This window comes from Pseudomonas sp. GM18, from assembly GCF_000282195.1.
Taxonomy (GTDB): Bacteria; Pseudomonadota; Gammaproteobacteria; order Pseudomonadales; family Pseudomonadaceae; genus Aquipseudomonas.
In genome coordinates this window covers 15,934-30,017 of the sequence record NZ_AKJT01000043.1, presented here as the reverse complement: position 1 = coordinate 30,017, position 14,084 = coordinate 15,934, and the positions used below count along the sequence as shown (strand labels likewise).

Sequence of the window (14,084 nt, the reverse complement as noted above, 5' to 3'; positions counted from 1 at the left end):
CACTAAAAATCCCGGAGCGCTGTGGGTGGGCGTCCGGTCAACTGCGTCGACACGATTTCTGGCGCAGGGCGAATACAGTAAACCTCGCGCTGCAATCTGTCTTGACTTTGTCTGACCTGCTCCCGGTACTTTTTTAACATTTAACCAGGAGCGGTCCGACAAACGGAAAGCTGGCAGGGGGGCGGTTCGGTCAGGCGACCTGAACCGGAATGGCATTGCTGGTGTGGCTCAGTTCGTTACCCGGCGCCATGTAGAGCATGCGCGGCTTGAAGTTGAGCAGTTCGGCTTCGCTGTAGTGGGCGTAAGCGCAGATGATCACGCGGTCGCCGACCTTGGCCTTGTGGGCCGCGGCACCGTTGACCGAGATCATGCGCGAACCTTCTTCGCCACGAATCGCGTAGGTGGTGAAGCGTTCGCCGTTGTCGACGTTGTAGATCTGGATCTGTTCGTACTCACGGATGCCGGACAAATCCAGCCATTCGCCGTCGATGGCGCAAGAGCCTTCGTAATCGAGTACAGCATGGGTGACTTCGGCGCGATGCAGCTTGGCCTTGAGCATGATGGCGTGCATGAGTGTTTCCCCGGGTCGGAATCGAACGGGGGGCAGTTTGCCCGAAGGCTTTGTGGGCGGCAATACAACGCAAAAGATCGTCCGAACGCGGCCCGATCTTTTGATCTTGCCGTTAAGACGTAGCGTCGAGGTTCAGGTGCAGGTTGTCGATCAACCGCGTCGTGCCCAGGAACGCCGCCACCAGAATCACCAAGTCCCGATCTTGCGCTGTCGCCGGACGCAAGGTCAGTGCATGGCGAATTTCCAGGTAATCCGGGCGCAGGCCGGCGGCCTCCAGTTGCTTGATCTGTTCGTTGATCAGCGTCGGGTAATCGCGCTCGCCCTGTTTGATCGCGTCGCTGATCCGGGTCAGGGTGCGATAGACCTCGGGCGCGATGGCCCGCTGCTCTTCGCTGAGGAAACCATTGCGTGACGACAACGCCAGGCCGTCGGCGGCCCGTACGGTCGGTTCGCCGATGATCTGGATCGGCATGTTCAGGTCGTGCACCAGGGCGCGAATCACCGCCAGTTGCTGGAAGTCTTTCTGGCCGAAGATCGCCAGGTCCGGCTGGACCATGTTGAACAGTTTGCTGACGACCGTCGCCACCCCTTCGAAATGCCCCGGACGGCTGGCGCCGCAGAGGCCTTCAGACAGTTGCGGAACGCTGACGCGGGTCTGGCCGGCCATGCCGTCGGGGTACATTTCTTCGACGGTTGGGGCGAACAGCAGATGGCAACCAGCCTGGAGCAGCTTCTCCTGATCGGCGGCCAGGGTCCGCGGGTATTTGTCGAGGTCTTCGCCGGCGCCGAATTGCAGCGGGTTGACGAAAATGCTCGCGACCACGAAGTCCACTCGTTGGGTGGCTTTGGTAATCAGTGCGATATGCCCGCTGTGCAGGTTGCCCATGGTCGGCACGAAGCCGATGCGCTTGCCTTCGCTACGGGCACGGGCCACGGCGGCTCGCAGTTCGCGTACGGTTTTTACGGTGTTCATGCAGAGAATCCGTGTTCGATGCCAGGGAAAGTCGCCGCTTTGACTTCAGTGACGTAAGCGCTCAAGGCGGCTTGAATGCTGGTTTGGCCGGTCATGAAATTCTTCACGAACTTTGGCACGCGGCCGGTCATGGACAAGCCCAGCATGTCGTGCAGAACCAGGACCTGACCGTCGGTGCCATTGCCGGCGCCGATGCCGATCACCGGGATCTTCACCGCCTGGCTGATTTCTTCGGCCAGTTCGCTCGGCACGCATTCGAGCAGCAGCATGGCCGCGCCGGACTGCTCCAGGGAAATCGCGTCGGCACGCATCTGCCGCGCCTGGTTCTCGTTGCGGCCCTGGACCTTATAGCCGCCGAGGATGTTGACCGATTGCGGTGTCAGCCCCATGTGTGCGCACACCGGGATGCCGCGTTCGGCCAGCAGACGGATCGAGTCCGCGAGCCACAATGCCCCTTCAACCTTGACCATGTGCGCACCGGCCTGCATCAACAGCGCGCTGTTGGTCATGGTTTGTTCGATAGTGGCGTAGGCCATGAAGGGCAGGTCGGCGAGGATCAGGGCATCGGTGTTGCCGCGTTTGACGGCCGCCACGTGGTAGGCCATTTCAGCAGTGGTCACCGGCAGCGTGCTGTCGTGACCTTGCAAGACCATGCCGAGGGAGTCGCCCACCAGCAGCACTTCAACCCCGGCCTCATTGCAGGCGTGGGCGAAGGTCGCGTCATAGCAGGTCAGCATGGTGATCTTTTCACCTTTCTGCTTGAGGCTCTGGAGCGTGGTCAGGGTGATGGCTGGCATGAAAAAAATCCTCATTACAGGCGCTATGAAAACTACTGCGAGTAACGCGCGTGATTCGTCATTTATACAGGCGCACCCTCTTTCGTGGTGCTTGTAAGGCCTGGATTGCGCCCTTTAGCGCCGCGTTGGCGGCAGCGGGACGCCTATAGTCGTGAGGAGAACCCGGGAAGTCAATTGCGTGTGTTACCGCATTGTTACGTGTGGGGTGTTACCGGCGTTACTGATGCGATTCAGCAGATTTGCGATGGGCTTGTATCGTCAAAAGCGGCAACTCAGGCTGCCGGCAGGCGTTCCAGCCCGACGAACGGGCAGGCGGCGAGTAATTCTGCGAGGGTGCGGCCATCGGCCAGGCGCAAGTCCGCCGGTGCCAGTTCGGCCAGCGGATAGAGCACAAAGGCTCGCTCCTGCATGTGGTAGTGGGGGACTTTGAGGCGCGGTTCGTCGATCAGTCGATCGCCGAACAGCACGATGTCCAGATCCAGTGTGCGCGGGCCCCAGCGTTCAAGGCGCTGGCGGCCTTGTCCGTTCTCGATGGCTTGCAGGGCATCGAGCAGCTCCAGCGGCGCGAGGCGGCTGTCGAGAGCGGCGACCGCGTTGGTATAACGCGGTTGGCCGGGCAACAGCGAGTCGCTTTGATAAAACCCGGAAACACCGACCAGTTCGGTCTGCGGCAAGCGTGCCAAGGCCTCGACAGCGCTGCGCAATTGTACGGCGGGGTCAGCCAGATTGCTGCCCATGCCGATGTAGATGCGTTCCATGGCTTACTCGCCTGTCGCGCTCGAGGCGCCGGCAGCGCGTTTGCGCTTGGCACCGCCACTGCGGCGACGTTTGCGCGGAGCACCGCTGCCGTCGTCCTTGCCGCTGAGGTCGCGGATCATGTCCCGACGTTCGCTGTCGTTGGCGTCCTGATAATCGGTCCACCATTCGCCCAGGCCGTCGGTCTGTTCGCCGGCGCTTTCGCGAAGCAGCAGGAAGTCGTAACCGGCACGGAACCGCGGGTTGTCCAGCAACAGGTCGGCACGCTTGCCGCTGCGCCGTGGCAGACGCTCCTGCATGTCCCAGATCTCGCGGATCGGCATGGTGAAGCGTTTCGGAATCGCAATGCGCTGGCACTGTTCGGCAATCAACTCGTGCGCCGCTTCCTGCATCGCCGGAATCGGCGGCATGCCACGTTCCTGCAGGCGCAACACACGGGCCGGCAGCGCAGGCCACAGTAATGCTGCAAACAGGAATGCCGGGGTGACCGGTTTGTTCTGCTTGATCCGCAAGTCCGTGTTGATCAGCGCTTCACTGATCAGCGTGTGGGTGTACGTCGGGTTGTATTCCAGCGCCTCGGCACTGGCCGGGAACAGCGGATCGAACAGCTGCAGGTCGACCAGCATCTCGAAGGTGTCCGCGGCGTGGCCGGAGAGGAACAGCTTGAGCACTTCTTCGAACAGACGGGCTGATGGAATCTCGCGCAGCATCGGTGCCAGATCGCGGATCGGCAGGGCGCTGTGCTTCTCGATACCGAAATTCAGCTTGGCGGCAAAACGCACGGCCCGCAGCATCCGCACCGGGTCTTCCTGGTAGCGCTGCTTCGGATCGCCGATCAGGCGGATCAGGTGATTGCGGATGTCGTGTACGCCATTGGCGTAGTCGAGAATGCGCTCGCTGACCGGATCGTAATACAAGGCGTTGATGGTGAAGTCGCGGCGTTGCGCGTCTTCTTCCAGGGTGCCGTAGACGTTATCGCGCAGAATGCGCCCGCTTTCGTTGCGGGAAGACTGGTTGCTGTCTTCCTCCTCGTCGTTTTGCGGGTGATTGGCGCGGAAGGTCGCGACTTCGATGATTTCGCGGCCAAAGTGGATATGTACCAGTTTGAAGCGACGACCGATGATCCGCGCGTTGCGGAATTCGGCCCGTACCTGTTCAGGGGTGGCACTGGTGGCGACGTCGAAATCTTTCGGCGTGATGCCGAGCAGCATGTCACGCACACAGCCGCCGACCAGGTAAGCCTGGTAACCGGCGTTCTGCAAGCGTTCGACGATGTTGACCGCGTAACGGCTGAATTGCGCCTTTTGCAGCGAATGTTGGCCGCTATTGAGCACTTCTGGCGTGCTGCGGATGTGTTGCGTACGACGCAGGGGAGAACGGAATGACTGGAACAGCTTCTTCAGCATGGGATGCACTGTTTGAAGGAATGTTCGGCCATAACGAAGAATGACCGCATGATGGGCGGGGATTCTAGCATTTAGTCGGGGGATGGTGTAGGAAGCTGCGCAAGCGCTTGAAGGGGAATGTCTTGAAGGGGCGGTTTTGTAGCAGCGAGAGTGCTGAACGCCAGAAACCACAAGGGGAGCCGAAGCTCCCCCAGAAGTAGTTGCGTGCTCTATTTTTATTATTGGTTTCGGGCTTCTTGTTTTTGTTGAGCGCCCTCGCCATGAAGTTTTCCTTCATGACCCTCCCAATCGGGAGCCAAGAGCAAACGGATTGCTTTGGTCGCTGTGTTGCTATGATCGTGTGATCCAACCAGTTCAGGCACTGTCTTGAGACAGTTTTTTATTGTTCTCGGCCTGGTTGCGGGGCAAGCCCCAAATGCAACGCCTCTCCAAAAGAATCAGTTAGCTACGCCTCTCGCCGTCTTGTTTTTATTGTGCGTGAGTCGATTCGTCTTATTTTTATTGTCTTGTGCATTACTTGTTATTGTTCTTGTACCGAACATATAGCAGGGTGCGTGCCAACTTTTGTGAAGCCCAGTAAAACAAGGGGTTAGGCGGGCTAATGGTGTTTTTCGAGGCCAAAAAAAGCCGGGGCTTCGTTACCGTAAGCCCCGGCTTCTGTTACGTGAAAAAGCTGAGGTAACAGTTTTTCCACAATGTCACGTGTTACCCACACATCCGACAGGCGTGGTTCAGCTCTCGCTGGCCACCCCGGTCTTGCGCCGCGGGATGCCCAGGCGCTGGCGGCGTTCCCACAGGCATTTGCGACTGACCCCGAGTTTGCGGGCCAGTTCGGTTTCGGTCATGTGATCCTGATGCTCGAGCACGAAGTGCTGGAAGTAGTCTTCCAGGGACAAATCTTCGGTCGGTTCGTGGCTGGTGTTACCGGCGTTGTTGCCCTGCTGGGGCGCGAGGCCGATGAAGTCGTCGTCTTCCAGATCGCTGAGTTCGATGTCGATACCCAGCAGCTCGGCGGAAATCTCCGGGCTCTCGCACAGAATCACCGCACGCTCAACCGCGTTTTCCAGTTCACGAACGTTACCTGGCCAGGAGTAATGCCGGATCGCCTGCTCGGCATCCAGGGCGAATTTCAGATCGGTGCGGTTGACCCGCGCGCTCTGTCGCGCCAGGAAGGCATTGGCAATTTCATTGACGTCCGCACCGCGCTCGCGCAGGGCCGGCAGTTTCAGGGCGATCACGTGGAGGCGGTAATATAAGTCTTCACGGAACTGGCCGATCTTCGCCAGACTCTTGAGGTCCCGGTGGGTCGCGGCGATCAGGCGTACATCGACCTTCTGCGACTGGACCGAGCCAACCCGGCGGATTTCACCTTCCTGCAATACGCGCAGCAGGCGGGCCTGGGCTTCGAGTGGCAGTTCACCGATTTCATCGAGGAACAAAGTGCCGCCGTCCGCCGCTTCCACCAACCCGGCACGCCCGGCGCTGGCGCCGGTGAACGCGCCTTTTTCGTGGCCGAACAGTTCGGACTCGATCAGGCTTTCCGGGATGGCCGCGCAGTTCACCGAAATCATCGGCGCCTTGGCGCGTTTGGACAGGTTGTGCAGGGCGCGTGCGACCAGTTCTTTACCGGTACCGGATTCGCCCTGGATCAGGACGTTGGAATCGGTCGGCGCGACTTTACGGATTTTGCTGTACAGGTCCTGCATCGGCGGGCAAGAGCCGATAATGCCGATTTCGCCGTTGCTGTTGTCGACACCGCTTTTGGCAGCGGCGCCATTGGACGCTTTGCCGACGACCGGCTCACCGCTGGCTTGCGCCGATTGCCGGTCGCGCAGGATTCGCGCGACGGCCTGGAGCATCTCGTCGTGATCGAAAGGCTTGGCGATGTAGTCCACCGCGCCCATTTTCATGGAGTCGACGGCCGAACGCAGGCTGGCGTAACTGGTCATGATCAGCACCGGAGTGCCCTGGCCAAGTTTGATCAACTCGGTACCCGGCGCGCCCGGCAGGCGCAGGTCACTGACGATCAGGTCAAACGTGGGAATGCTGAAACGCTCTTGTGCTTCCTGCACGGATCCGGCTTCGCTGACCTGGTACTGGTTACGTTCCAGCAGACGGCGCAAGGCGGAGCGGATAATTGTTTCGTCTTCGACGATCAAAATGTGCGGCATTGATTCGATACTCTCGACGGTCTCAGTTCACAGCGGACGTCGCTTCGACATGACGCGGTAAGGTCACCCGGATACGGGTGCCGCGTTGGCTTTGAACATCAGCCGGGCTGTCGATGGTGATTTGTCCATAATGCTCTTCAACGATGGAATAGACCAGTGCAAGGCCCAGACCGGTGCCTTCGCCAGGATCCTTGGTGGTGAAGAAGGGTTCGAACAGTCGGTCCATGATGCTCGAGGGAATACCGCTGCCTTCGTCTTCGACGATCAGATCGACCGTGTGTTCGCCGGCTTCGCTCTTGACGCGCACTGCACTGCCCGGAGGCGAGGCATCACGGGCGTTTGAGAGCAGATTGATCAATACCTGGGCGAGCCGCTGCGGGTCGCCTTCGACCCAGTGATCGGGGTCGCACAGGTTGTAGAACTGTACTTCGAAATTGCGCCGGTTCAAGGCCAGCAGGCCGATGGCATCCTGGGCCACTTCCGCCAGACAAACGGGCTCGTCGCTGTGCTGATGACCGCCCGCGTGGGCGAAGCTCATCAGCGACTGAACGATGCGTGACACGCGTTTGGTCTGCTCGAGGATCTGCCCGCTGATTTCCGTGAGTTCGGAGTCTTCTTCACGCTCTTCGCGCAGGTTTTGCGCGAGACAGGCAATGCCGGTGATCGGGTTGCCGATTTCATGGGCCACGCCGGCCGCCAGTCGACCAATGCTGGCCAGGCGCTCGGAGTGCACCAGTTTGTCTTCGAGCATCTGGGTTTCGGTCAGGTCCTCCACCAGCAGCACCAGGCCGCTGTTACCCGGTGCCAGCGGTTCGTCGATCGCCGCTTTGTGCAGGTTCAGCCAGCGGGTCTGGCCATCGAGGGCCAGGTGCTGCTTGTGCAAGTGTTCGTCCGGCAGATTGATGAAGCCTTGCAGCAGCTCTTTCCACGGATCGGCAATGGTGCTCAGGCGCGAACCGACCACACGCTGCGCGGCAATCCCGGTCAGCTCCTCCATGGCTTTGTTCCACATGAGGATTTCCTGGTCCTTGGCCAGCGAGCACACGCCCATCGGCAATTCCTGCAGGGTCTGGCGGTGGTAGCGGCGCAGGGCATCGAGTTCGGCGGCAAGGCCGGTGAGGCGCGAGTGGTAGTCCTCGAGGCGACTTTCGATGAAGTGGATGTCTTCGGTGACGTAGTTTTCGCCGCCGGCCTTATAGGGCAGGAAGGTTTCGACCATGTCCTGCGCCACGCTCGGCCCCATCAGGCCGGAGAGGTTGGCTTCGATACGGTCACGCAAACGACGCAAGGCGTAAGGCCGGCGTTCGTCGAACGGCAGATAAAGGTCACGCAGCGCTTGTTCGACTTCTTTCTGCGCGGCCTTGGCGCCCAGTGGTTTGGCCAGTTGCGTGGCGAATTCCTGAGGCGAGGCGGCATGCAGTTCGCGGCGTTGCGGGCGGCGAACGTTGTCCACCGCACAGGCTTCTGCGGCGCTGGCCTCTTCGGGGCTGGCGTTCGTGAACAGTGAAATCAGGGTGAACATCAGCACGTTGGCGGCCAGCGAGGCAATCGCCGCCATGTGCCAGCTGGTGTCGTCCAGCACGTAAATCATGTTCAGCAGCGGAATGTAGAAGCCTTGCAGATTGCCGACCAGCGGCAACAGCATGGTCACCAGCCACACCAGAATCCCCGCCAGCAAGCCTGCGATGAAGCCGCGACGGTTGGCGGTCGGCCAGTACAGCACCGACAACACCCCCGGCAGAAACTGCAACGTGGCGACGAAGGCGACGATGCCGAGGTTGGCCAGGTCCTGTTCAGCGCCCAGCATCAGGTAGAACCCGTAACCGGCCATGATGATCGCGACGATCAGCGCCCGGCGGGTCCATTTCAGCCAGCGGTAGATGTTGCCCTCGGCCGGCGGCTGATAAAGCGGCAGCACCAGATGGTTCAGTGCCATCCCGGACAGCGCCAGCGTAGTAACGATGATCAGCCCGCTGGCCGCCGACAATCCACCGACATACGCCAACAGCGCCAGGGCTTTGCTATTGGCGGCGATGCCGATGCCCAGGGTGAAATATTCCGGATTGGTGGTGGCACCGAGTTTCAGCCCGGCCCAGAGAATCAACGGCACTGCCAGGCTCATCAGCAGCAGGAACAGCGGCAAGCCCCAGCTCGCGCTGACCAGCGAGCGCGGGTTGAGGTTTTCGGTAAAGGTCATGTGGTACATGTGCGGCATGACGATCGCCGAGGCGAAGAACACCAGCAGCAATGTGCGCCATGGTCCTTCCTGCAGTGGCGTGTGCAGGGCGGCGAGGGCGGTCTGGTTTTGCAGCAGCCACAGTTCCAGCTGTTGCGGGCCATCGAACACGCCATACAGCGCATACAGGCCGACGCCGCCAATCGCGATCAGCTTGATCACCGACTCGAAGGCAATCGCGAACACCAGGCCTTCATGCTTCTCGCGGGTGGCGATGTGGCGCGAGCCGAAGAAAATCGTGAACAGCGTAATCAGTGCGCAGAAACTCAGGGCCACGCGATGCTGCACCGGCTCGCGGGTGAGGATGCTGATGGAGTCGGCCACCGCCTGAATCTGCAATGCCAGCAACGGCAGCACGCCGACCAGCATGAAAATCGTCGTCAGCGCACCGGCCCAGGTGCTGCGGAAGCGGAACGCGAACAGGTCGGCCAGCGACGAGAGTTGGTAAGTGCGGGTGATCTTCAGGATCGGGTACAAAAGCACCGGCGCCAGCAGAAACGCCCCGGAAACCCCGAGGTAGCTGGACAGAAAACCGTAGCCGTACTGATAGGCCAGGCCCACCGTGCCGTAAAACGCCCAGGCACTGGCATAAACGCCCAGCGACAGGGTGTACGTCAGCGGGTGGCGAATGATCGCCCGGGGGATCATCCCCCGTTCGCTGATCCAGGCCACGCCGAACAGCACCGCCAGGTACGCGGCGCTGATCAGGATCATCTGGGTCAGGCTAAAGCTCATCGGCATCTTTTTGGCTCTGCAGGATGAAGGTCACGACGATCAGAATCAGCCAGAGCAAATAAGGGCGATACCAGGCGCCAGTGGCGTCGATCCACCAATCCATGATGGCCGGGGAGAACAGATAAATCCCCACTACCAGGAGCAGGACCAAGCGATAGATGTACATCCCGGCCTCTCTCTTTTATGCGCGTGCCCGAAAACGTGCGGCGATGGTAACGGATGGGTGCGCCACTGCAAGTGGCATCACTGCAGTTGTGCTTCGGGCAGCGTCAGTGTGCGCGGGATCAGCGACGCATCCCAGTGGGCAATGCCCCAATTCAGCACTTCCCGTGGCGTAGCGTCATTCAGTTCGGTAACAGGATTGTGCCCCAGCGCCCGCAATGCGCGCAGCAACAGCGGCGTGGCCTGATCTTCGGCCAGCGGCGGCGAGCGATAGGATTTGCCGAGTTTGTGGCCGTCCGGCTGGGTAATCAGCGGGATGTGCAGGTAGCGCGGTTGCGGCAGGCCGAGCAGTTCTTGCAGATAGAGCTGGCGTGGCGTGGAGTCCAGCAGATCGGCGCCGCGCACGATATCAGTGATGCCTTGCCAGGCATCGTCCAGCACCACCGCCAATTGATAGGCGTAGAGCCCGTCACGGCGACGAATCACGAAGTCACCCACCTCGCGGCCCAGGTGTTGACGGAATTCGCCCTGCACCCGGTCGATAAAGTGGTATTCCAGTTCCGGTACGCGCACGCGGATTGCCGCATTTTCGGTGCCGTGTCCCGCGTTGCGGCAGAACCCGGGATAGATGCCGTGATACGGCTCCAGTTGCTTGCGCGAGCAGGTGCACGCATAGGCCAGGCCCTGGCTGAACAGGCGATTGAGGACCTCGGCGTAGACCGCGTGCCGGTCACTCTGTCGGACCATCTCGCCATCCCACTCGAAACCGTAGCTTTCCAGCGCCTTGAGTATCGCCGCCTGAGCGCCGGGCTCCTCACGTGGCGGATCGAGATCCTCCATGCGCACCAGCCAGCGACCACCGACCGAACGGGCGTCGAGGTACGAGGCCAGTGCTGCGACCAGAGAGCCGAAATGCAGATGCCCGCTGGGCGTGGGGGCGAAGCGCCCGATGTAGGCGGAAGAGGCGATGGCGGTCATAAGGGCGATGTCAGGCTGTCCAATCGTTTTGAACACGGCTTGAAGCCGCCTTCGGCGATGTTGAAGTCGTAACAAATATCAGCAAATGTCAGAAACAAAAACGGAGCGTTCGCACGCTCCGTTCTTCGTTCAAGTCGGAATTATTTGCCGACTTGCTTTTCCTTGATTTCCGCCAGGTTCTTGCAGTCAACGCACATGTCGGCTGTAGGACGGGCTTCGAGGCGCTTGATGCCGATCTCGATGCCACAGGAGTCGCACCAGCCGTACTCTTCGTCTTCGATCAGTTGCAGCGTCTTGTCGATTTTCTTGATCAGCTTGCGCTCGCGATCGCGGGCACGCAGTTCGAGGGCGAACTCTTCTTCCTGGCTGGCCCGGTCGGCCGGGTCAGGGAAGTTGGCCGCTTCGTCTTTCATGTGATCAACAGTGCGGTCGACTTCCTGCATCAAGTCCAGTTTCCACTTGGTCAGGATCTTGGTGAAGTGCGCGCGCATGGGGGCGCCCATGTACTCTTCGCCCGGGGTCGGAACGTAAGGTTCGAAACCGCTGATCGACTGTTGCTGCTGTTGCTTTGCTTGGGTGGGCATGAAATGGACCGCCTCTACTCTTGTAATCCATTGCGCAGGATTGCTCCATCACCGACACCTGCCGGCCCTGCGGCTGCAAGCGGGCGAACTTACCAGATCAAATCGGACCGCGCTACTCCCGGATGTCGAGCCCGCGGCCCGTGGTGCTTGCAAAAGATTGCAAAGCTTCGTCTGGTGGCTAAGGAGACCTGATCAATTATTGATTTTAGTCAAACCTGAGACATACGCTTGAATCGATTGAGACCAGCATAATATGGGCTCTGACCGCTTTAGACTCTCGCTCGTTCCTGCGCTTGGGTAGAATCAATTCTTTTCCCCCGTTGTAAGGAAGGCTAATGGCTCTGTCCTACAGTGCGCGCAGTCGCGCTATCGAACCGTTCCACGTCATGGCCCTGCTGGCGCGGGCCAACGAGCTGCAAGCGGCCGGCCACGACGTGATTCACCTGGAAATCGGCGAGCCGGACTTCACCACCGCCGAGCCGATCATCCAGGCCGGCCAGGCCGCGCTGACGGCGGGGAAGACCCGTTACACCGCCGCCCGTGGCATTCCCGAGCTGCGTGAAGCCATTTCGGGCTTTTATCAGCAGCGTTACGGGTTGAACATTGATCCGCAGCGCATCCTGATCACGCCTGGCGGTTCAGGCGCATTGCTGTTGGCCAGTGCATTGCTGGTGGACCCGGGCAAGCACTGGCTGCTGGCCGACCCGGGTTACCCGTGCAACCGGCACTTCCTGCGCCTGGTGGAAGGCGCGGCGCAACTGGTGCCGGTGGGCCCGGACGTGCGTTATCAGCTGACCCCGGACCTGGTCGCGCGTCACTGGGATCACGACAGCGTCGGCGCTCTGGTGGCATCGCCGGCCAACCCCACCGGGACCATCCTGACCCGCGATGAACTGGCCGGGCTGTCCACGGCGATCAAGGCCCGTCACGGTCATTTGGTGGTTGACGAGATCTACCATGGCCTGACTTACGGCACGGATGCGGCCAGCGTGCTGGAAGTGGATGACAGTGCCTTCGTCCTCAATAGTTTTTCCAAGTATTTCGGCATGACCGGTTGGCGCCTTGGTTGGCTGGTCGCGCCTGAAGCGGCGGTCGGTGAGCTGGAGAAGCTCGCCCAGAACCTCTACATCAGCGCGCCGAGCATGGCCCAGCACGCCGCATTGGCCTGTTTCGAACCCGCCACCATCAGCATTTTCGAGGAACGCCGCGCCGAGTTCGGTCGACGTCGTGACTTCCTGCTGCCAGCCCTGCGGGAGTTGGGTTTCGGCATCGCCGTTGAACCGGAAGGCGCGTTCTATCTGTACGCCGATATCAGCAAGTTCGGCGGCGATGCCTTCGCGTTCTGCCGGCACTTCCTCGAAACCGAGCACGTTGCAATTACCCCGGGCCTGGACTTCGGGCGTCATCAGGCCGGGCATCATGTGCGGTTTGCCTACACCCAAAGCCTTCCGCGCTTGCAAGAAGCAGTCGAGCGGATCGCCCGCGGTTTGAAGAGCTGGCAAGGCTGATGCGTTTTCATCCTCCCCTTGAAGAAGGTCGCTTGATTCGTCGTTACAAGCGTTTTCTCGCCGATATCGAAACCGTTGGTGGCGAGTTGCTGACCATTCACTGCCCGAACACCGGCTCGATGCTTAATTGCCAGGTCGAGGGCGGGCAAGTCTGGTTTAGCCGCTCCACCGACCCCAAGCGCAAGTTGCCCGGCACTTGGGAAGTTGGCGAAACCCCACAGGGGCGGCTGTTCTGCGTGAACACCGGGCGCGCTAACGGTTTGATCGAGGAGGCGTTGCAGGCCGGCGTCATCACCGAGTTGAACGGCTTTACCGAACTGAAGCGCGAAGTGGCCTACGGTCAGGAAAGCAGCCGCATCGATTTTCGTCTCGATTACCCGGGCGGGCCGGCTTATGTGGAAGTCAAAAGCGTCACCCTGGGCTTCGATGGCTCGGCGGTGGCGGCATTTCCTGACGCGGTGACCCAGCGAGGGGCCAAGCATTTGCGCGAACTGGCGCATTTGGCCAGGGACGGGATTCGCGCAGTGCAGTTGTATTGCGTGAACCTGACAGGGATCGACGCGGTACGTCCTGCCGAAGAAATCGATTCGGCCTACGCAGCTGCGTTGCGTGAAGCGGTGGCGTGTGGAGTCGAAGTACTGGCGTATGGCGTGCGCTTGACCCACGAAGAAATGGTGGTCGATCGGCGGCTGGATGTGTTGCTTTAGAGCGTAACCCAGATCCCTTGTTCATCCTCGCGGCAGAGGATGGTGGTCAGGGATTGCCCGGCGCAGGGTCCGGCGACGCATTCACCGTCCTCGATCAGAAACAGTGCGCCGTGGGTCGCGCACTGGATCAGGCTGTTGCTGGGGTCGAGAAACTGGTCGGGTTTCCATTCCAGTCCAACGCCCCGGTGCGGGCAGCGATTTTCATACACATACACCCGACCACCCCGGCGTACGGCCAGGAGCTTCTGACCGTCGACGTCGAAACCGCGACTGCTGGCGTCAGCCAATTCGGCGCCTGTGCAAAGAAACTTCATGTCTATCCTCAAGTCCAGCAGCTCGACCCGGTATGTCCGAGCTTGACGTTCAAATGCAAGCAATTATCAAATGGTGGCTCGCCTTCGGGGCGATTGCCGGATGCCGAGAATACTTGGACTGTCATCTCTATGCCCGGGAAACCTTTAAAGGAGGCTGTTATGCACCTGTTCGATCCCCGTACGACT

The 14,084-nt window shown here is 60.4% G+C and carries 13 protein-coding genes; 2 read left to right on the top strand and 11 right to left on the bottom strand.

Annotated elements, in window-relative coordinates; all coding sequences use genetic code 11:
• Positions 1-190: 190 nt before the first annotated feature.
• The 10 genes from panD to dksA form a co-directional block, all read right to left on the bottom strand.
• Positions 191-571, bottom strand: coding sequence for an aspartate 1-decarboxylase (panD, locus tag PMI21_RS14985; RefSeq protein ID WP_003228271.1), 381 nt, complete (start codon positions 569-571; stop codon positions 191-193).
• Between the two features lie 112 nt (positions 572-683).
• Positions 684-1,544 (bottom strand): pantoate--beta-alanine ligase, encoded by an 861-nt coding sequence (gene panC, locus PMI21_RS14990; protein ID WP_007938070.1) that lies wholly within the window; start codon positions 1,542-1,544, stop codon positions 684-686.
• Complete coding sequence (gene panB, locus PMI21_RS14995) at positions 1,541-2,341, bottom strand: 3-methyl-2-oxobutanoate hydroxymethyltransferase (RefSeq protein ID WP_007938069.1); 801 nt, start codon at positions 2,339-2,341, stop codon at positions 1,541-1,543. Before panB ends, panC begins: the two co-directional genes overlap by 4 nt.
• A gap of 272 nt (positions 2,342-2,613) precedes the next feature.
• A complete protein-coding gene (gene folK / locus PMI21_RS15000; RefSeq protein ID WP_007938067.1) occupies positions 2,614-3,099 on the bottom strand; it encodes a 2-amino-4-hydroxy-6-hydroxymethyldihydropteridine diphosphokinase in 486 nt (161 codons plus the stop codon).
• Positions 3,100-3,102: 3 nt separating this feature from the next.
• Positions 3,103-4,503 carry a polynucleotide adenylyltransferase PcnB gene (locus tag PMI21_RS15005; RefSeq protein WP_007938066.1) on the bottom strand — a complete coding sequence of 467 codons (1,401 nt, stop codon included), beginning with the start codon at positions 4,501-4,503 and terminating at the stop codon, positions 3,103-3,105.
• 731 nt (positions 4,504-5,234) lie between these two features.
• Positions 5,235-6,674 carry a sigma-54-dependent transcriptional regulator gene (locus PMI21_RS15010; RefSeq protein WP_007938062.1) on the bottom strand — a complete coding sequence of 480 codons (1,440 nt, stop codon included), beginning with the start codon at positions 6,672-6,674 and terminating at the stop codon, positions 5,235-5,237.
• A 22-nt stretch (positions 6,675-6,696) separates the two neighbouring features.
• The gene (locus PMI21_RS15015) at positions 6,697-9,651 is read right to left on the bottom strand and encodes a sensor histidine kinase (RefSeq protein WP_007938060.1); all 2,955 of its coding nucleotides are present in this window, start codon (positions 9,649-9,651) and stop codon (positions 6,697-6,699) included.
• Entirely contained in the window at positions 9,635-9,811 is a 177-nt protein-coding gene (locus PMI21_RS29345) for a hypothetical protein (RefSeq protein ID WP_003176118.1), read from the bottom strand. Before PMI21_RS29345 ends, PMI21_RS15015 begins: the two co-directional genes overlap by 17 nt.
• A gap of 77 nt (positions 9,812-9,888) precedes the next feature.
• A complete protein-coding gene (gluQRS, locus tag PMI21_RS15025; RefSeq protein WP_033063991.1) occupies positions 9,889-10,785 on the bottom strand; it encodes a tRNA glutamyl-Q(34) synthetase GluQRS in 897 nt (298 codons plus the stop codon).
• Positions 10,786-10,925: 140 nt separating this feature from the next.
• Entirely contained in the window at positions 10,926-11,369 is a 444-nt protein-coding gene (dksA, locus tag PMI21_RS15030; RefSeq protein ID WP_007938057.1) for an RNA polymerase-binding protein DksA, read from the bottom strand.
• A 335-nt stretch (positions 11,370-11,704) separates the two neighbouring features.
• Here dksA and PMI21_RS15035 point away from each other — a divergent pair, with 335 nt between their 5' ends.
• Both PMI21_RS15035 and sfsA read left to right on the top strand, forming a co-directional pair.
• Positions 11,705-12,877, top strand: coding sequence for a pyridoxal phosphate-dependent aminotransferase (locus tag PMI21_RS15035; protein ID WP_007938055.1), 1,173 nt, complete (start codon positions 11,705-11,707; stop codon positions 12,875-12,877).
• A complete protein-coding gene (sfsA, locus tag PMI21_RS15040; protein WP_007938053.1) occupies positions 12,877-13,584 on the top strand; it encodes a DNA/RNA nuclease SfsA in 708 nt (235 codons plus the stop codon). The genes PMI21_RS15035 and sfsA overlap by 1 nt, the downstream gene beginning before the upstream one ends.
• Here the strand turns inward: sfsA and PMI21_RS15045 are convergent.
• Entirely contained in the window at positions 13,581-13,898 is a 318-nt protein-coding gene (locus PMI21_RS15045) for a Rieske (2Fe-2S) protein (protein ID WP_007938052.1), read from the bottom strand. The two genes, sfsA and PMI21_RS15045, sit on opposite strands and share 4 nt — an antisense overlap.
• Positions 13,899-14,084: the final 186 nt, after the last annotated feature.